Origin of the sequence: Faecalicatena contorta (assembly GCF_003149105.1) — a bacterium.
Classification (GTDB): domain Bacteria; phylum Bacillota; class Clostridia; order Lachnospirales; family Lachnospiraceae; genus Muricomes; species Muricomes contortus_C.
The window spans coordinates 45442-66679 of the sequence record NZ_QGDS01000013.1; the positions used below are offsets into that span (position 1 = coordinate 45442).

15 protein-coding genes are annotated in these 21238 nt (G+C 36.1%); 13 read left to right on the plus strand and 2 right to left on the minus strand.

The window, feature by feature from the left end; genetic code table 11:
* From A8805_RS17055 to A8805_RS17115, 13 genes are all read left to right on the plus strand, one after another.
* On the plus strand, positions 1–1749 hold the full coding sequence (locus tag A8805_RS17055; protein ID WP_109713376.1) for a thiamine pyrophosphate-binding protein: 1749 nt from the start codon (positions 1–3) through the stop codon (positions 1747–1749).
* Positions 1730–2704, plus strand: a complete 975-nt coding sequence (locus A8805_RS17060) for an ATP-grasp domain-containing protein (RefSeq protein WP_109713378.1) — start codon at positions 1730–1732, stop codon at positions 2702–2704. Before A8805_RS17055 ends, A8805_RS17060 begins: the two co-directional genes overlap by 20 nt.
* Positions 2701–3417, plus strand: a complete 717-nt coding sequence (locus A8805_RS17065) for a metallophosphoesterase family protein (RefSeq protein ID WP_109713379.1) — start codon at positions 2701–2703, stop codon at positions 3415–3417. Before A8805_RS17060 ends, A8805_RS17065 begins: the two co-directional genes overlap by 4 nt.
* Positions 3414–4373 (plus strand): glycosyltransferase family 2 protein, encoded by a 960-nt coding sequence (locus A8805_RS17070; RefSeq protein ID WP_109713381.1) that lies wholly within the window; start codon positions 3414–3416, stop codon positions 4371–4373. The genes A8805_RS17065 and A8805_RS17070 overlap by 4 nt, the downstream gene beginning before the upstream one ends.
* Before the next feature lie 46 nt (positions 4374–4419).
* Entirely contained in the window at positions 4420–6477 is a 2058-nt protein-coding gene (locus A8805_RS17075; RefSeq protein WP_109713383.1) for a hypothetical protein, read from the plus strand.
* 22 nt (positions 6478–6499) lie between these two features.
* Positions 6500–8599 carry a hypothetical protein gene (locus A8805_RS17080; protein ID WP_109713385.1) on the plus strand — a complete coding sequence of 700 codons (2100 nt, stop codon included), beginning with the start codon at positions 6500–6502 and terminating at the stop codon, positions 8597–8599.
* Between the two features lie 149 nt (positions 8600–8748).
* Positions 8749–9966, plus strand: coding sequence for a lipopolysaccharide biosynthesis protein (locus A8805_RS17085; protein ID WP_207657721.1), 1218 nt, complete (start codon positions 8749–8751; stop codon positions 9964–9966).
* 127 nt (positions 9967–10093) lie between these two features.
* Positions 10094–11443, plus strand: a complete 1350-nt coding sequence (locus A8805_RS17090; protein ID WP_181392889.1) for an MBOAT family O-acyltransferase — start codon at positions 10094–10096, stop codon at positions 11441–11443.
* Positions 11444–11458: 15 nt separating this feature from the next.
* Complete coding sequence (locus tag A8805_RS17095; protein WP_109713391.1) at positions 11459–12877, plus strand: alginate O-acetyltransferase AlgX-related protein; 1419 nt, start codon at positions 11459–11461, stop codon at positions 12875–12877.
* A gap of 37 nt (positions 12878–12914) precedes the next feature.
* Positions 12915–13940, plus strand: coding sequence for an acyltransferase (locus A8805_RS17100; RefSeq protein ID WP_146199456.1), 1026 nt, complete (start codon positions 12915–12917; stop codon positions 13938–13940).
* Between the two features lie 120 nt (positions 13941–14060).
* Entirely contained in the window at positions 14061–15719 is a 1659-nt protein-coding gene (locus A8805_RS17105; protein ID WP_109713395.1) for a DUF6020 family protein, read from the plus strand.
* 176 nt (positions 15720–15895) lie between these two features.
* On the plus strand, positions 15896–16996 hold the full coding sequence (locus A8805_RS17110; protein WP_109713397.1) for a DUF3048 domain-containing protein: 1101 nt from the start codon (positions 15896–15898) through the stop codon (positions 16994–16996).
* A gap of 121 nt (positions 16997–17117) precedes the next feature.
* Positions 17118–18017, plus strand: a complete 900-nt coding sequence (locus A8805_RS17115) for an SDR family oxidoreductase (RefSeq protein ID WP_109713399.1) — start codon at positions 17118–17120, stop codon at positions 18015–18017.
* Between the two features lie 11 nt (positions 18018–18028).
* Here A8805_RS17115 and A8805_RS17120 read toward each other — a convergent pair whose 3' ends face one another.
* Entirely contained in the window at positions 18029–19777 is a 1749-nt protein-coding gene (locus tag A8805_RS17120; protein ID WP_109713401.1) for a DUF6020 family protein, read from the minus strand.
* A gap of 130 nt (positions 19778–19907) precedes the next feature.
* A complete protein-coding gene (locus A8805_RS17125; protein WP_109713403.1) occupies positions 19908–21122 on the minus strand; it encodes an FprA family A-type flavoprotein in 1215 nt (404 codons plus the stop codon).
* Positions 21123–21238 lie beyond the last annotated feature (116 nt).

The following is a 21238-nucleotide window of genomic DNA, read 5'->3' on the forward strand; positions in this document are numbered from 1 at the left end:
ATGAAATTAGCAGATTATGTAGTGAATTATTTGAAAAAATATAATATAAAGGTGGTATTTGGATATCAAGGTTCTTCGGTGGCACATATGATAGATGCCATTTCTAAAAGTGAGGATATAGTCTATATCCAGACATTACATGAGCAAGCAGCAGCATTTGCAGCTAATGGTTACTCATTAGGGGGGCAAAATATAGGTGCAGCATTAGCATGCAGTGGCCCGGGGGCAATAAATTTAATGAATGGTATAGCAAATGCATATTATGATTCGTTACCCTGCATTTTCATTACCGGGCAAGTAAGTACATCAGGGATTCGTGGAAAAGATAGCCGTATAAGACAATTAGGATTTCAGGAGACTGATATTGTGTCTCTTGTAAGCCCTATCACAAAATATGCAGTTACCATTATGAACAAAGAAGATATAGCGTATCAGTTAGAAAAGGCATTTCATCTCATGTTAGATGGACGATCAGGCCCTGTTGTAATTGATATTCCACATAATATCCAAGCCAGTATGATAGAGCCGGATAGTCTTAGGCACTTTAATACGGAATGTGAACCGGAAGTATCGTGCATTTTTGATGAGATGGAGAAGAGTATAGAAATATTAAAGATGGCTCAGAGACCACTAATATTACTCGGATCAGGTGCACGGGGACTTAGGGATACGACTCTTTTAGAGTCTTTTTTAATAAATAGTAATATACCGGTTGTGTCGTCGTATTTAGGAAAAGATATCTTAGATAATCAATCGAATAATTATGTCGGAGTGATAGGAGCATATGGCAATAGATATGCAAATTGGGCAGTCAAGTACTGTGATGTTTTACTTGTCATGGGTTCTAGGGTTGATGGTAGGCAGACAGGAGATAATATTGAATGTTTTGCATGTGATGCAAAGGTAATATATGTAAATGTTGATATCGATGAAATCAATGAGAAACCAGTTAGGTATTATAAAATATGTAGCAAGGTGTTTGACTATTTTTCCTATGTTTGCAAAAATATAGGTGAACTTACATGGAGTAAGGAGTGGTTAAATACTTTAAATAATTGGAAAAATCGTTTTAGACATTGGGAAGAGTATGCATTGTCTGAAAAGAGTAATCCCAATAAATTTATATACGAACTGACTAAAGAAAATGAACAAAAATTTATTATGACAACAGATGTGGGGCAAAATCAAATCTGGACAAATGCATCAGCAATTATAAAAAAGGATTGTTATTTAATTCAGTCGGGAGGGTTGGGAAGTATGGGATTTGCTTTACCAGCATCGATTGGAGCATATTATGCTAATCCCCAAAAAGAAATCATATGTATTTGTGGTGACGGCGGATTACAAATGAATATGCAAGAATTAGGTACTATTACACTAAACAATATTCCTATAAAAATAATTGTTTTTAATAACGAATCGCTAGGGTTGATACGTGTATATCAGGAAAAAGCTTTAAGTTCGAATTTTGAAGGTTCTGTAAGAGGATTTGGTTCGCCAAATTTTGAAACTATCGCAAAGGCATATAACATTGAGTATATGAAAATTACAGATAATATAAATGCGGATAAGATACAGAATATTTTGAAAACAAAGTCATCCGTTTTGGTTGAAGTATGTGTCAGCATCAAGTCGACATGTTATCCAGAACCTACTTATCAATCAACGATAGATAATCAAAGTATGATATTGGAAGACAAAGAGAAAGAGAGGATAAGATTAGAGGCCTATGCAAAAAAAGAAATATAATATTTTAGTAACAGGTGTTGGCGCGATTATTGGATATGGAATTCTCAAATCTTTAAAATCACTTGACTGTATTAATACTGTTGTGGGAATGGATATATATGCAGATGCCGTTGGGCAAAGATGGTGTAATAAATTCATTCAGGCAAAATATGCAGTTGATCCTAACTATATCGAATTTTTGATGGATGTGATGAATGAACATGATATAGATATTGTCTTCTTTGGAACAGAACAAGAAATATATAAAGTACAAGTAAGTAGAAATCAGTTGGGGAATTATTTTCAAAAAATGGTTATAAATAAGGAAGAATTATTAGTACTCTCTAAAGACAAATGGAAGACCTATCACTTTTTATTAGAAAATGAATTGGTTAAATATGCTATTCCCAGTGTGATTTCTGGAACCTATATTGAAATATCAAATAAATTTGGCGTTCGATTTATGTTAAAGCCACGTTCATCGTATGCTTCAAAAGGAATTGTTATCATAGAAAATAAAGAAGAATTTGATTTTTATAAGGAGAGAATGGGAGATAACTTCATGGCCCAGCCCTTGATTGGTGACGCAGAACATGAATATACAGTTGGCGTTTTTGGTTTAGGAGATGGTACATATTCTTCTAAGATATGTATGAGGCGTAAATTGAGCCAAGAAGGTGCAACATCGAAAGCAGAAGTTATATTTGATGAGAGGTTTGATCAAACTGTGAACGAGTTGGTTAATAAATTTAAGCCTATAGGTCCAACTAACTTGCAGTTTAGACTTCATGAGGGGCAATATTATTTATTGGAGATAAACCCTAGGATTTCATCATCTACATCATTAAGAATGGCATTTAGTTATAATGAGGCAGAGATGTGTATAGCTTACTTTCTTCAAAATAAAATTTCTAAACCGCAGGTAAAAAGAGGATTGGCTTATCGATATATTGATGAGGTGATTGAATATTTATGATTGGAATAATTTCAGATATACATGGTAATTATCCAGCTTTAGCTGCTGTGATAGAAGAGCTAAAAAAAAAGAATTGCACGGATATTTTTTGTTTAGGAGATATTGCAGGCTATTATTGCATGATTAACGAATGCATAGAACTTTTAAGGGAAAATAATGTGATTTCTATAAAAGGGAATCATGATAATTATTTGATTGGAGAAGGAATATGCCCTAGATCAAACACAGCAAATTTATGTATACAATATCAACAAAAAGTAATAAATGAATCTAATAAAATGTGGTTGCAGGCGAATGAAATAATTTTACTTAATGAAACATTCTGTGCAGTTCATGGAGGATGGAATGATTTTTTAGATGAGTATGTAGTAAACTTTAATTTTGAAGACAAGAAAGTGCAGCAATATAAAGTAAATATGTTTCTGAGTGGTCATACTCATAAGCCACTAGTTCAGAGAACGGGAGAGAAAGCCTATTGTAATCCTGGTTCTGTTGGACAGCCAAGGGACCATAATCCTAAAGCCTCATATGCCATTATTGATGGTCAGGATGTAATGTTGTATAGAATTGAATATAATATAGACGAAATTGCCAGAGAAATGAATAAAGCCGGATTTGATGAATATTTTTATTCTAATTTGTACAAAGGATGTCGTATTGGCGAAGTACAAGCTGAAAATACAGAGCGAAATGTTGATTGGAGAAGAAGATGATGGATAAGAAAAAGCTATCTTTTGTTATACCTTGTTATTGCTCAGAGAAAACAATCACAGGAGTAGTAGAAAAGATTATTGAAACTGTCAAAAAAGACAACTCCTTTTTGTATGAAATCATATTGATTAATGATGGTTCGCCAGACAACACTTTTCAAGTTATTAGTTCTATGGCGCAACAAAACTTATCAATAATTGCTATAGATTTATCTAAAAATTTTGGGCAGCATTCGGCATTAATGGCTGGATATTCTCATGTGAGCGGTGATTATATTATAGGCCTTGATGATGATGGTGAGCATAATCCAAAAGATATGTTTAAATTAATCAACGAGTTAGAAAAGGGTTATGATTATGTCTGTGCAGATTTTCCTAAAAGAAAACGTTCTTTCATAAAGAAGTTAGGTTCTAGATTGAACAATTGGATGGCTACGAAACTAATTGGAAAACCTAAGGATATAGATTTTTCAAGTTATTATATAATGCGTAAATACGTTGTAGATGAGATTGTGAAGTGCAGAAATCCGTTCCCTTATGTTGGTGGAATGCTTGTTGCTATTACTAAAAAACTTTCATCTGTTCCTATAGAAGGATATCCTAGAGAAAGTGGTAAAAGTGGATATAATATAAAGAAATCAATTTCTTTATGGTTAAATGGTTTTACAGCATTTTCTGTTAAGCCTTTAAGAATTGCAATTGCTACAGGTTCTATACTGGCTGGGATAGGATTCGTTTATGGTATAGCGATTATTATTAGAAAATTACTTAATCCCTTACTTTTGACAGGATATGCATCTACTATGGCGGTATTACTCTTTATTGGTGGAATGTTAATGATAACACTTGGACTTGTTGGTGAATATGTTGGAAGGATTTATATTTCCATAAATAATATGCCACAGTATGTGGTTAAGCAAGTAGTTATTAAAAGGGACAGTACTTCTTCCGATGTATAAGTAAAATTAGATTGAAATTATGTAAGTAAAGGGAATGAGGTCTGTAATGAACAAAGAAAATTTAAGTGACAAAAGAATAAAGGAAATGATGCTTTCTTTATTCATGACGATTATAGCTATAGTTATTATGGTGTTATTAGGAGCTTCTTATGAAACAAATGATGACTGGAGTATTGCATTACAGTTATCTCGAGGAGGAATTGCAATCTCTTCATTTCAGTCTCCGTATTTAGCACTATTGGTTAGTAGTTTCTATATGAGATTTCCTTCATTGCCTTGGTGGGGGATGTTAGCATTTTTAGGCGCTGCTAGCTTAATGTGGATTGGATTTTATATAACATTTAGAACATATCGAGGGGGAAGAAGGTATGTTTTTTTATTTGGCATAGCGGTGTTAGTGTGGCTAGTAGGGATTAGGCAGATAAACTTTACAAGAACAGCAATGTTATTTACTATAGCTGGAAATTTATCATGCACATTTTATTTGTATACTAAAGATAAAAAGATTGAAATTGTGTTAGGAATATTGGGAATTATTATAGGTGGAATGATTAGATTTCAAGCTGCTTTGGTAGTAATTCCTTTTTTTATAGTGCCAACACTGTATTTTCTTATAGTTAAAAGACAAGTTGTTTTGTATAAATATTTTTTATTATTAGGAACATTAACTCCGGTACTTGCGTTAGTAAGTTTATATGCTTTTAATACACTTTACTTGAATGAGCATAATGAATGGCAAACATATCAGAGTTATAATTATAAAAGAGGAATAATACAAGATTACGCAGAACGGTATCCCTCATGGGATGAAGCAAAAAGAGAATATGAACGATTGGGCTTAAAGAAAGATGATATAACAATGTTTATGTACAATTGGTTTTCAGAGGATACGGAAGTTTTTGATGATAAAATAATGGAAGGAATTATGAGCCTAAGTGATTCGAAAGCTGACTTGAATCATGTTCTGAAGAGTATATTTGAACAATTAAAAAATACAGTTATCTTTTGGATGGTATTAATATATAGTATATTTGTTTTTATTGAAAGTAGAAAGAAGATACTATTGCCAATCGTTTTAATTAATTCTATGGTATTAGGAATCATAACTTATTTCTGCATTCAGGGAAGAATTCAAAATAGGGTGTCCGAACCCCTCTTATTATGTGCTCTTTTTGCAATATTTTTAATAGCTATATATATAGATGACGGAAATGAGTTTAAGAATTCTTCTTATAATTTGGAAATTAAAATAAATTCTTTGGGGGAGAAAAACGAGGATAAGATAAAAATCATTAAAATACCCATGGTATCAGTACTTTTTTGTGTTTTAACAATATTACTATTATTTCCCAACATTAAGAGCAATTTAGAAAATATGCATATTCCATATTTTGATGAAGGGAGAAATGGAATTGTAAAACAAAAAACAGATTATATCAACGAAACAGCAGATAGGATTTATCTTTTGACTGTTACATCTGATGAATGGGATAAAGGTTTTAATATGTGGGAGAATGTACCTGTTGGATATTGTGAAAATATGTTTTTTCTAGGAGGTTGGAGCGCCAGAACCCCAGATAATATACAGCGGTTAAAAAGAGAAAATATTGATAATCCAGCAGCAGCACTTTTTGAAAAAGAAAATGTATATTCGGTTTATGATGAGGGTATCCTAGAATTTTTAAAAAGACATTATGATGCTAGGATTACTTCTAGCAGAGTTGATAGTTTCCCAGATGATAATAATACTTCTATTGTCCAATATACGGCACCTAAAGAGAGGCCAGAGAAAAATGATGAAACAATAAAGAAAGTGAAGATATTTTCTTCAGAGTATTGTCAATATGACAATAGAGAAGGTTGGACAATAACAGGAGAGATAGAGTCCCCTAATGCAGAGGATTATCAAGTATTATATTGTAATGTGAAAGTTGGTAAAAATATATATACTTATAGATTGCATTATGATAAAGGGGAGTTTTCAGGAAATATGTATGATTTAAACAAACTGATAGATAGGGAAATATCAGAATGTTATCTAATAGGTAAAAATGCTGCAGATGAATATATTTATATAGAGGACATTAAAGATTTAATACATTAATAGTTGTGGAGGAACTCTTGAAATGCTAAATAATCGTTTCATAAGGTTTATAGCCAAACATAGAATTTTTTTTATGACAATGGTTATGAGCATAATTTCAGTTTTGATATGGATTTTAATAGGACCACGTCAGGATACAGGAGATGACGCATTTATAGCCTGGGAGTTGTCAAGAGGATTAGGATCAATAGCTGCATTTATATCCCCATACTTTTCTCTTATACAGAGCACTTTATATGCCTATATACCTAATATTGCATGGTGGACGTGGACTGCAATTGCCGGAGGCGGTATTTTAATGTGGATAGGATTTTACATGATACAGAAATATTATAAAGGGTTCTTTATATGGTTGATAAGCGTAATTTGGTTTATCATGACGGGAACAGCCATTATATATAGAATTAATTTTACAAGAACTGCAACATCCTATGCATTGGCAGGTGGTATGCTTATAATTATTGCATCAAATGTTAAAGGTAGCCGTTCGATAAAGAAAACAATTTTATATTTAGCGGGAATTTTTTTGTTTTTGACTGGGGCTATGATTCGTTTCCAGCCTGCGCTTTTAATTATTCCGTTTATGAGTATAATTCTTTTTTGTCAGCAGGGGGTAGAAAATTTTAAACAGATAAAAAGTTGTTTCAATAAAATCTGGATATTGTCTTTCATGAGGAAGATACTACCATTAATATCTGTTGTAATTTGCACAATTTTTCTATATTTTGTAAATGAGGCTTACTGGAATACTCATCCGGAGTGGAAAGCCTATAATACATACAACACTACACGCTCAACAATAGCTGACTATGTAGATTATTATCCAACGTGGGATGAAGCGAAGGATGAATATAAGGCATTGGGATTAAAGAGTGAAAATGATCTCGATATGCTATTTGGATTTGTATTTGTAGGTGATACAGAAGTTTTTAATCTACAAACTTTAAAAGGAATTTCTGAGTTGAAAGACCAGTCTATAGATGTAGTCCGACGTATATACAGGATGCTGGAAAAAGTAGTAAATATATTAACGAAAAGTAAAACGTTATTTTGGTTCATTTTATTTTTACTAATATTAAGATATCATATTGGGAAAAATCGCTATTTGCCAATTTGTTTGTGTGTCATTTATACTCTGGCAATTTTATTTCTATTTTCTTTTTTAGGGCGGATGATGTTGCGCGTATGGGAGCCAACCCTTTTGTGTTGTGCAGGAATGCTTTTATTATATTTCGAACCAGATATGGAGAAGGTGTCTGGGTATTGTATTGAAGTATCTGGTATAAAATTAAAAAGAGAAATGCAGACGTTATTTAGTATAATGGTCAGAGATCGCATAATAATAGCTGCTATCGTATGTTTATTGGCTTTTAAGACGGGAGTGTTTCAAATGGTATCTCAAGTTCAACTTCCAAATTATTCAGATGATAGAGATGAATTAATGAGAAGTAGAGCTGAATATATTAATGATACGTCTCAAAGAATATATTTGTTGAGTTGGCCTTTAATACACCATCCTCCTTATCCAGGGTTTTTTGGTATATGGGAACCACTACCGGCAGCTTACATGGACAATGCTTTTGCGTTAAGTAATTGGGATGCCAGAACACCTGGTAATTTGAAATCCTTAAATGAATTAGGTATTGAAAATCCTGTAGAGGCGCTTATTAATAGGGCAGATACGTACTCTGATTATGAACAACGAATGCATCAATTTTTGAAAGAGCATTATAATAAAAACATAACTGTGAGTAAAGTTGGAAGCTTTGAAGATGGGGGGGATATAGTACAATATACATCTCCAGTAGAGGAAAATAAAATTAAAGACTCTTCCTGCGATGTAGAGGTAGATATAGATAAAAGCGAATATGATATGCAAAATGATGTAGATGCATGGTATATTAAGGGCAAAATAGATAGTGACATTAAATATGAAGCTATATACTGTAATATTATATTTAATGACGGAACGTATACATATCGATTAAATTATGATTCGGATAATATAGAAGCATATTTTTATGGAATTAATGATAATAAGGTCGAAAGTATGACAAAATGCTTTCTAATTGGTTTAACTTCTGAAGGGAGTTACTGCAATTTAGGAACAATTAATTTATAAATAGAAGTTAATAGATAAATTGAGAAGCCTAATAATGTGGTGAAATGTTTCTGCGGGATTAGTGAGGAAAAAGGACGAGGTTTTGTATGAAGATAAAGGGGTTCTTTCTGAATGATAAAAGAATCGAACGAAATAGTTATATATGGAATATGATTGGAAGTATGCTCATGGCTTTTCAATCAGTTATCATGCTCATGATTTTAACTCGTACTTTGGGATTACTGGAGGCGGGAATTTTTACGATTGCTTATGCTAATGCAAATTTATTTCTTACAATTGGGAGATATGGTATGCGTTATTTTCAGGTTTCGGATGTAAAAGCTCAATTTGGATTTATAGAATATAAAATATCTAGGGTAATTACATCCGCTATCATGATAATGGTGGCAATTGTATATATTATATATGCAGCTTACAATAATGGATATTCTGTAGAGAAGACGCAAGTTATTATATGGATGTGTATATTTAAGGTTATAGATGCAATGGAGGATGTGTATCATGGTCTGTATCAGAAAGAAAATAGATTGGATGTAGCCTCGCGTGTTATGAGCGTAAGAATGATTATTACAATTGTAGTTTTTGGTTTAGGCCTTATATTCTTAAAAGATTTATTGCTTTCTTTGATTATCACAACAGTTGTCACGGCTATATTATTTCTCCTATTTACATTATGGACTTTTCCGGTTTTTCAAATGACAAAAGAGAAAGTGGATTGGAAAAAAGTTGGTTTATTGCTGAAATTATGTTTCCCTTTATTTGCAGGATCTTTTCTTTCTTTTTATATAGGAAATGCTCCTAAATATGCAATTGATGCAATGCTTACAGATGAGTTACAAGCTTGTTATGGGTTTATTGCGATGCCAGTTTTTGTAATAGGTTTATTAAATAGTTTTATTTTTAATCCAATGCTATACCAAATGTCCGTATTATGGAATGAAAGAAAAATAAAAAAATTTGTATTGAAAACATGTATACAAGTTGGCCTAGTTGGTGCTATTACAGTTATCTGTATAATAGGAGCATATTTGATAGGTGTTCCTGTATTATCTTGGCTTTACAATACTGATTTATCTCCGTATTGTAAAGAACTATTAGTCTTACTTTTAGGAGGAGGATTTTTAGGGGTATCAGGCCTGTTAAATGCTGTGATTACAATTATCCGAAATCAGAATAGTCTAATGTGGGGATATGCGATTGTTGCAGTATTGGCTTTTACATTTTCAAATAGAGTTGTAGAACAATATAAGCTGGTAGGGGCATCAGTATTATATACATCACTTATGGGAGTATTATGTTTGATATTTATAGGGGTATTTATATATGGAGTACAAAAAAGTTGTCAATGTGATAAAGATGTACAATAAAGTTGCTAAAGAAGAAAGCGTAGGATAGGAGATGCTATTTACTAATTTTATTTTTTTATTTGTATTTTTTCCGCTTTGTGTGGGCGGTTATCTAGTGCTTTGGGGTATACAGAAGAAAATAGGGAAGATGAATTTGCGAATTGGTGATATTTTTTTAATTCTCACTAGCCTGGTTTTTTATGGGTGGGCGAGACTGGAAGGTATTCTGTATCTGTGTATTTATATATTCCTGGCATACATAATGGGGAAAATGATTGAGAAAAAAGACCGCAGTGTGGATAAGTCCAAGATTATAGTTGGGATTTTCGTTCTGGTTTTGGCGGGTATCTTGTATTTTTACAAATATATTGATTTTACGCTGCAATCGCTGAATGATATTCTGCAAACAGACTTCACTTTGTTTTATGTGTTTGTGCCACTGGGGATTTCTTTTATTACATTTTCTGCGATTTCCTATGTGGTGGATATTTACCGTGGAAATAGTACTGCAGGAAGTCTGCTGGATGTGGCGCTTTATATCACATTTTTTCCTAAAGTGGTATCAGGACCAATTGTTCTGTGGAAGGATTTTCAGGCACAGATGCACAACAGGACTATGAATGATGTGCGGTTTATGTACGCATTGAACCGTATTATGATTGGATATGCGAAAAAAGTGTTTCTTGCGGACAGCTTTGGTTTGATGGTCTCAGACATACAGCAAAATATGATGGTTGGTATGGATGTGCCCACAGCTTGGTGGTGTGCGCTTTTGTATATGCTGCAGATTTATTATGATTTTGCTGGATATTCGGATATTGCACTGGGACTTGGGGAGTTGTTTGGTTTTCAATTTAAGGAAAATTTTCATTTCCCTTACGTATCGGCTTCTATCACTGAATTCTGGAGGAGATGGCATATTTCTCTGGGAACCTGGTTTCGGGAATACATTTATATTCCACTGGGCGGCAACAGAAAAGGAAAAATCAGGACACTGGGGAATCTTTTTATTGTATTTCTGGTGACAGGAATCTGGCATGGGGCAGGTTGGAACTATATTTTCTGGGGTATTCTAAATGGGACGTGTATGCTCGTAGAACGCTGTATCAGGGGCAAGAAATTTTATGTCCGTATACCGTATGTTGTGAAATGGGCAGGTACGATGTTTATTGTCCTGATAAGCTGGGTGATTTTCAGGATCCCATCTTTAATAGAAGGTGCATACTTTTTGAAAATTATGTTTGGTATGAAAGAGTTTTCTTCTGTCAATTTTACGTTTGCCTATTATTTTACACCGAAAATGATTACATTGGTGATGATTGGTATTTTAGGGGCAACTGCTTTACACCGAAAATGTTTTTATGATATTTACAGTAAAGTGAATGAATCTAAGATATTGTTTGTAATGCAGGAAGTGATTTTGTTTGGAATAATGGTTTTGGTGGTAATGTTTGTGGTAAATTCAACTTACAGCCCATTTATCTATTTTCAATATTAAAGGAGAAAGTGAAGTATGAAAAAACTGAGAATAGTTATGAGCATCTGCTTTTTCCTTCTTCTACTGTTTCCAGTAATTAAATTGAACTGGAAGGAAAATGTGGTGTCTAAAATTGATAACCGGATTTTGACCAATAACCCTTTTGGTCCTGATTACGAGCCGGAAAATGGGATGGATCTGACAGACGGGATTGAGAGCTATCTGGAAGACAGAATCGGATTCAGGGATGCTATGATATATGGATACACTGCTTTGAATGATAAACTCTTTCATGAAATGGTGCATCCGACCTACATGTATGGAAAAGACGGGTATATATTTGCAAAAGTAGGCATGAACATTTCTCTTGAGGAGTACCATTTTGTTTTTGCAGATATGGTAAAGCAGATACAAGATTATTGTACAAAGAGAAATGTCCCTTTTCTGTTCGTGTTTCAGCCGGAAAAGGCGGCACTTCTTACCGATAAATTAGGAGCGGGTATTAATTATAACGATGACTGGGTAGCGCAGTTCAAACAAGCTTTAGATGAACGGGGAATTCATTATATTGATAGTTCTGATGTCCTGCAGGAGAAACTGGATGCGGGAGAACAAGTGTTTAACAAACAGTATAATGCGAATCATTGGAATGATTTGGGAGCATTTTATGGCGTAAACTATATGTTGGAAACCATGAAAAAAGATTATCCTGGGATACATGTAAATACAAAAGATGAATTTGACATTGAACAGATATTGCATACCACTCTTCAGGTTTCTGAATTTCCTATTCATGAGTATGAGTCTATTTTTTATAATCATGCCAAATTAATTGATAAAACAGAGGCGTATAATGTTGAACTAAGGCGGGATGAGAACTTTGGTCATTTTGAATATACAGTAAATGAAGAGCGGCTGAAAGAAGGCCCCCCCAAGACACTGGTTTTCCAGGGAAGCTACATGAATGAGATGGGGTATAAGTTTATGGAAAACAGTCTGGGTGAATATATTGCAGTACATGATTATCAAAATGTCATTGATTTTGATTACTATTATAATATATTTAAACCAGATTATGTGGTGTTTGAGGTGGCACAATATGTGATTTCAAATTCTTACTTTGATTATGGGCGAATGACGGAGATGGATTTAAATCCCGTGTTGGACTCCTTCAGGAATTTGCCTGTGGAAGAAAGAAAACTAACTGAGATTTCTGTGGAAGTGGCGGAAGGTAAAGCGTTGGTTACGATCAATGTGAAAGGACTGCCTCAAGGGACAGAGTATGCATGGTTGGAAATTAAGGGGGAAGTCTTTGATTTTCAGAAGAAAAAAGGAGAAGAAAATCCAGGGGAAGAGGAGTATGAGGTGACTGTGGAGAAAGACAAGTATTACCCCAATTCCCTCACAGTAATGTGCATTGATAAGGACAAGACAGGGATTATGAAATATGAATAAAGTGGGTGTGCGGCTATGGAAGGCGTGGTGATTGCTGATGAAAAATAGAATATTTTATTTTGACTTATTAAATATTATAGCATGCTATGGTGTTATATGGCTTCATTGCAGTGGTGATGCGTTTACGTTTCGCCTGGATAAATACTGGCTTATGAGTCTGACTATACAGGTGATCGCCCATTGGGCTGTTCCGGTTTTCTTTATGTTGACGGGGGCTAACTTGATGAATTATCGGGAAAAATATTCAACGGAAATTTACTTTAAACGAAGGCTGCTGCGGATTTTTATTCCATTTCTGGCATGGAGTACAATCTATCTCATTTGGAAATATAAATTAGGATGGGTCGAGTTTTCAAATGGGAAAGAGCTGTTGAGTTTATACCTGAATAATGGGATTGAGGGTATCTTTTGGTTCTTCTATCCATTGCTTGCTATTTATTTAAGTATGCCAATACTGGCTGTTTTTTCGGATGACAAATATAAAAAGACGTTGTATTACCTGACAGCACTGGGAATTTTGGCTTATTCTTTTATGCCCCTTTTATCGGGGCTTTTTGGAGTTTCATATACTGGAGAACTAAATCCGCCGGTTATTGGCGGTTACATGATATATGTGCTTCTTGGGTGGATTTTCAAACACGAGAATTTTAGCAAGGGGATATGTTGCTTAATTTATGGTGCAGGTGTTGTGGGAGCTATATGTATGTTCGCAGGAACTATTGTACTTTCACTAAAAAGTGGCGTGCTAAATGATGTCTTCTGGGGATATATGACTTTTCCAACACTTTTTATGGCGTGTGCAGTATTTTTACTTGTTAAAAAATGTCGATGGAAAATATTTGAGAATAAAAAGGTTCAGTCGGTGGCACAAAAATTGTCAGCAGCAAGTTTTGGTATTTATTTGATACACATTATGATTATAAATCTTCTTTTGATGAATGGATATGTAAATGGAGATTCCAGATGGTGGATGATGTTTGGACCGGCTGGTGTATACATAATAAGTGTTACGATTGTTATATTATGTAAGAAAATTCCCGGAATCAGATATCTGTTTCCATAGATAGAATCAGTTGTAGTTTAGTTATAAGATAGATTCAACATTGGAACATCTTGCTTTAGATGAAATGTAACAAAAATCAAATTTATTGATGTAATCCAAAATGAGGAGGTACTGAACAGGATGAAACCAAACAGCATAATTCATAAGGTATTATCGGATAAAAGGTTGATTTACTGTTCTTTGATTGCAGGCTTAATTTTTTCTGGAACATTAGTAATAGGGAGTCATATGTCTCGCTATGAAAGCATAGTGGGGAAAGGAGTGCTGCCTACTGCATTTCAGATAATAGTTCTGACTCCAATTATGATTTGTTTTGCAGCGATTATAATTACCAGGTATGACACCGCGATTAGGGTGCTCAAAAATTGTAGTTTAGAAAGCATATTCCGAAAATATATGAAGGGAACGAGTAAATTCTTTCTTATTGTCTGGACTATCACATTTCTTGCATGGCTGCCTGGTTTGTTAGCTACATTTCCCGGAATATATGATATTGACGGAGCATTTCAGATTATGTGGTTCGAAAAGGGGATAATCAATGCTCATCATCCTATTTTGCACACTTATCTTTTAGGGGGACTGGTAAGAGCTGGGAAATATTTATTTGGCTCCTATGAAGCGGGAATTTTATGTTATTCTATATTTCAGATGTTCTGTATGTCAGGAATATTTGCATATATCAGTAAGGAAACCTGTAAATGGTTGCCTGGAATCATTCAATTTTGGGGGATACTGTCATATATGATTCTACCCTATCACGTTGTTTTGTCCTTTACAACGACAAAGGATGTACTTTTTGCGGGAATGTTTGCAATCTGGGTATTAAAGACCTTTGAATGTGTAGCGGACAAAGAACGTTTCTTTACAGATGCAAAAGGGCAGCTACGGTATGTGGCAATTATATTTTTGATGTGTGCGTTGAGAAACACCGGCTACTATATTTTGCTGTTTATGATGCCTTTTTTTCTTGTATTATGCAGAAAGTATTGGAAGAATGTTTTGTGTATAGGGCTGGCAAGTGTGTGTTTGTGGAATTTATATACAGGTCCTATATATGATTCCTTAGGAATACAAAAAGGGAGTGAAGCAGAAGTTTTAAGTGTTCCTATGCAGCAGCTATCAAGGGCGGCAGCATACAATGGGGATACGGTGGATATAAAGGATAAAGAATTAATTGAGAAATATATTCCTGATTATGCTAGATACACGCCAAGGGTTTCAGACAGTGTAAAAGATACATTTAACGGAAGCGCATATGAGGATAATAAAATAGAATTTGTGAAACTATGGCTGAGGGTAGGGATAGCACATCCGGTTATCTATCTCGAAGCATTTCTGTCTAATAGTATAGGATTTTGGTATCCCAATATGAAGTACCCGGATGAAGGGACTTTTCTCTCTTATATTGTATATGATAATACGGAGTATAAAGGAGAGTGGCCTGACATCAGAAGGACAAGTTATTTTCCAACTCTTTCGAAGTTTTATGAGAAATTTACACAGCAGGGAATGTATCATCAAATTCCAGGAGCATTTGTATGGTACAGCGGTGGTATTATGTTTTGGATGCTAATTCTGGGTGTATGTATGTGCATTTATAAGCGCAGATATGAGATGCTTGTGCCGTTCAGTATTCTGGTTGGCCTATGGGGTACGCTGATGTTGTCTCCTGTAGTTGTTTTCCGATATGTATATCCATTGATTGTGTGTGTACCGGTGATATTAAGCATATGTATTGGGGACAAGAATGAAGTTTACAGTATAAATAAAAAAGTATAAAAAATTATTTAGTACTCTATCCCTTAATGAGTGTACAGAAATAGCGGATTATTATAGAGAGAATACTGTTCTGTGTTGTTACGAAGCTAGAGAGATACAACTTGTATTTTAGGAGATATCTGCTAGAATAAAATGATAGAGTTCAAGTATAAAAATAAAGTGGAGGCTATATTTGTATGAAAAAATTAAGAAAAATATCTGTTCTTCTTCTGGCTTTCCTTATGCTGTTTAGCATGGCAGGCTGCAAGAAAAAGGAAGAGGCTGTAGAAACAACAAAGACTGAGAAAAAAGAGCAGCCAGTGAAAGAGACCAAAAAAGAAGAGCCTGCAGAGGAAGTCCCGGCCAATCAAAATCTTCTGACCGGCCTTGGAGACTTAACAGACGGTGCCATCGGAAAAAGGCCAGTGGCTGTTATGGTGAATAACGTACAAGATGCACTGCCCCAATATGGAGTTGCCAAAGCGGATATCATCTATGAAATCCCGGTAGAAGGAGATGCAACTCGTCTCATGGCAATTTATGCAGATTACACTACAGTACCTCAGATTTGTGCAATCCGCAGCTGCCGTTATTATTTCCCGGCATTTTCTCAGGGATATGACGCATTTTATGTGAACTGGGGAATTGACGACAGTATTTCGGATTATCTTGAGGCGCTGAATCTGGATCAATATGACGGCATGGGAAATGCCGGGGGTCTTTTTGGAAGAGACCAGAACAGGTTGAATGCAGGATATTCCCTGGAACATACAGGATATTTTGATGGAACCAGATTCGCCTCTGTTGTACAAGCTGAAGGCAGAAGGACAGATTTAGCAGAAGGGCAGAAGGAGACTGCATTCAGGTTCAACGGCATGAAGGAACAGATAAAGGCTCCAGGTTCAGATTGTAATACCGTAAATATCAGCTTTGGTGCAGCTACAGCGACTTTAACCTATGATGAGGCTACAAAGACATACTTAAAGCAGATTAACGGCAGTCCACAGATGGACAGCAGCACGAATACGCAACTTGCGTTTACTAACATATTTGTACTCGAGACGGAGATTTATGTCAGAGATGAAATTGGTCATAAAAATGTGGACTGGGACGGTGGAGAGTCTTCCGTAGGATATTATATTTCAAACGGCGGTGTTCAGAAGATACACTGGAGCAAAGAACCAAATCATGAAAGTTCCTATCTTCGTTTTTATGATGAGAGTGGAAATGAAATAAAAGTAAACCGTGGAAAAAGCTATATTGCAGTGAACTATCCCGGACAAAGTGAGTTTAAATAAAAAGAATTTTGATACCCTGCTGTATAGAATGACAGCAGGGTTTTATATCCAATACGCGAATACTGGTATAGAAATGTAGTAACTTTGTATAATAATATAAAAATATTAACGGAGATTAAAAATGAATCCATTTTACCAGTATTTAGGCTATAAAGAAGAATGTCAGCAGGTTCCAATTCAATTTCCTTCCCAGCACCAGTCTGTGCAGCCCGGCTTGGAAACTCTTATGAATCCTCCACCGGTTTTTGACAATCCAAATTATATTGGAACAGGAAAACTAAAAAACAAAGTAGCCTTGGTGACCGGTGGTGACAGCGGCATAGGAAGAGCAGTTTCTCTGGCATTTGCAAAAGAAGGGGCAGACATATGCATCATTTATTACAATGAGCATGAGGATGCAAAGATAACCAAATCATGTATAGAGGCACAGGGGAGGAGATGTCTTTTATTTGCAGGAGATGTGCGGGACGAAGTTTTTTGCAGAAATGCAGTGGCTGACTGTGTTTCAGATTTGGGCAGTCTTGATGTTCTGGTAAATAATGCAGGTGTACAATTTCCCAAGAAGGATATTGAAGATATTTCCATGGAAGAGATGGAAATCACTTTTCAAGTTAACTTTTTTGGTATTTTTCTAATGACCAAAATAGCCAGGCCTTATTTAAAATGTGGCAGTACGATTATTAATACCACTTCCGTTACTGCTTATAATGGAAATGAACAGCTCATTGACTATTCCAGTACAAAGGGTGCCATTGTCAGTTTTACACGTTCTATGGCACATTCACTTGTATCAGAAGGCATCCGGGTTAACGCCGTTGCTCCCGGCCCCATTTGGACCCCTCTTCAGCCTGCCAGCTGGCCGGCCGAATACATTGAAACCTTTGGTTCAAATACTCCTATGAAGAGAGCAGGCCAGCCTGTTGAGCTTGCACCGACTTATGTGTACCTTGCCAGTGATGATTCCTCTTATGTTACCGGTCAGGTTCTTCATGTAGACGGAGGCCAGTCTATGCAGTCATAGCATATATGAAACTATTCAGCCGGTACTCTTTGTATATAGGCGGCATATAACAAAAAGAAGCACACGAGCATCTGATAAGAATTGATATATCTGGGATCCTGGGAAGGGTTTGCCAGAAACAGTACAACTGCCAGCAAAAATGCCGGGAGGAGTGACAATGCCTCTTCTCCCCGTTTTTTCTGGATTAGCAGGAGTGTGGATAAAAGAAGAGTAAATAATGCAAACCCACCTCTCCAGCAAATGGAACTCCAAATAGGCATCTTATCTGACAGACCTACAATTGTTTCCTGAAAAGTGGTAGATATGTTGCGCCGGATGTAAAAGTCAGACAGTTCCGGATGCAGTTCCAAAGTAGATGCATAGATACTGATGGGCATCCACTCGTAACCGTCTGCCGGAGTTCCCATTTCCCAGACGATGCTGGTCATATCAAAAAAAGCAGTTAGATAAGTTTTCGGGTATTGAAGCAGAAATCTTAGATTCAGCTTTAAAATATCTTTTCCCACATCAGGATCATTCAGTTTATATACAGTCTCTCCAATTCCGCCGTAACTCCTTGAAATTCCATCTGCATAATATTTATCGTAATATTCCTGCCATTTTTCCAACGGCATGATAGTTTCCATGACTGCCAATTCTTTGTTATCCGGCTTTTCATTTACTGCAATTGCGCCAATCATAGACATAGGAATGCTGTATTTTACATAAGGCTCGTTGGGCTCAGCTTTTAATATTGTAAAGCCCAGCAGGTTTACCAGCAGGAATTTCATAATAAGAACGGACAACATAATAACCAGAATAAAAATCTGGCTCTTATCTTGTTTCTTTTGGTTTCTGGTGTATAAGAAAAGAGCAAATAGTGTAATCAATACAATTGCATCTCCGGCGTGCCGTATGGTGGCGGTCATCCAGGCAGAAAGCAGCAGGAGACCGGACTTATACCAGGGAAAGGTCTTTTCCCTTTTTATGAAGTCAAATATACAGAGGCAGAACAGGAAAACAGACAGATTCCAGAGTGTATCTTTTTCCAGGTTGCCCAGGGCGCGGTAGCTGCATATCATCATCAGATTTATTATCAGGTAACTGGTATCTATGTGGCGGTAAGGTGCATGTTTTTCCAGCAGTGAAAGGGCATACTGATTGATGACAATCCACAAGACTGCCTGAAAGAGAATGATAGGGTATGGTATGCCGAAAAGCTTCTGTATCACCTTTAGGATATACAGGTAAGTAATTGGATGCCAGTCGTCGTAATAACCACCCATTACGCCTGACCAGGAATTGGCTGAGTCACTGGACACAATCCCTGGGTAGCAGCCTGCGATGCAGAAAAAAGACAGTAGGATTATGGGAACCATTACAAGATAGATAGGAGTACTGCCGATTTTTTTGAATTGAGAGACAGGCTGAAAGGAAAAACCTTTTAAAAGTCTGCAAATCAAAAAGTAACAGGAAAGAAAGCCTGCAGCGAGCAGGAGTAATTTCAACAAATAGCCGGCAGTAGTGTGATACAGAGATTCAAAACCATATCCTTTCAGAACTTCTGTAGCTGAACTCATTATGATATATAATGCGGAAAGCAAAAGTGCTGCGATTTTCCATTTACGGGTTAGGAAAGCATCTCCGTGTAGTGCTGCCGCTTTTGTATCCTTTGGAACTTTCTTGTATATTTGCATATAAATCAGGTGAATGAAATAAAGGATGATTGGCAGAAGACACAGGTAGGTGGCTTCACTGAGAAATGGGGTGGGTAAGTCCATGGCAGATGCTCCTCTCTTAACTACTGCTGATAGTATAACAAAAAGAGAAGACGTTGTCGAGAAGGCAACAAAAATCCAGGGCTTTATACAAAACCCCGGATTTTTGGGAAGGTGAATTCATTATAAAAGTTTATTCTGACTTTCCAAGAACCTCTTCAGCCAGTTTTCCGGCCAGCTCGTCCAAGACGTCCAGTTGTTCTGCTTTCAGTGCGGACTTTATTGTACAGTTCTCTGTCAGCAATGTCATATTCTTCATCTCACTGATTTTGGCTTCTATCAGTTTCGCGGACATGGGAGCCCAGCTTCCGTTTCCAAGTACGGCTACCGTGCGGTTCTGTATATTCAGCGCCTTCATATCCTCCAGGTAATTTGCCATAACAGGATAGATTCCTGCATTATAGGTCGGGGAAGCAAGCACCAGATGGCTGTATTTGAAGGTGTCAGCTATCAAGTGGGATACATGGGTTCCTGAAATATCATGCATCACAATGTTTTTTACACCTGCATCAGCCAGTTTGACTGCGAGGACATCAACGGCATTCTCCGTATTGCCGTACATGGAAGCATAAGCAATCATGACACCCTGAACCTCCGGCTCATATTTACTCCAAATATCATGTTTTTCCAGAATATATTCCAGGTTACTTCGCCAGATTGGTCCGTGCAGGGCACAGATATATTTTATATCCAGTGGTGATACCTTTTTTAGTACATTTTGCACTTGTGCACCGTATTTTCCTACAATATTAGTATAGTACCGGCGCATCTCATCCAGCCAGTCTCTGTCAAAATCTACTTCATCATTGAAAATAGTTCCTCCAAGGGAGCCGAAGGTCCCAAATGCGTCAGCAGAGAAAAGCACCTTATCTGTATCATCGTAAGTCATCATAACCTCCGGCCAGTGTACCATGGAAGCCATGATAAAGTGAAGCGTATGCTTTCCGCAGGAGAAAGTCTCTCCCTCTTTTACGATTATTTTTTTCCCTTCTAGATCCATCCCATAAAATTGGTCAATCATAGGGAATGTTTTTGCATTTCCGATAATCTGCATGTCCGGATGCCGGAGCAGCAGATCTTCGATGAGGGAGCAGTGGTCAGGCTCCATATGGTTAATCACCAGATAGTTTAGAGGTCTTCCATCCAGTACAGTCTCTATATTTTCCAGGAATTGTCTCCCGATAGCAGTGTCTACTGTATCAAAAAGTACAGTTTTTTCATCCAGCAGTAAATAGGAGTTATAAGTGACCCCGTTTGGGATTGGGAAGATATTCTCGAACCGTTCCAGGCGGCGGTCGTTTCCTCCAACCCAATACAAGTCATCTGTTATTTTTCTAAAACAATACATATGTGCGTCCTCCTTGTTGTTATTTATATATGTCTGTAAAGTTGTGAAATGTGAGCACAGAATAGCAGAGTATGGATATCCGCTTACATCTTCCTGTCGTGAATATTTTATCATAA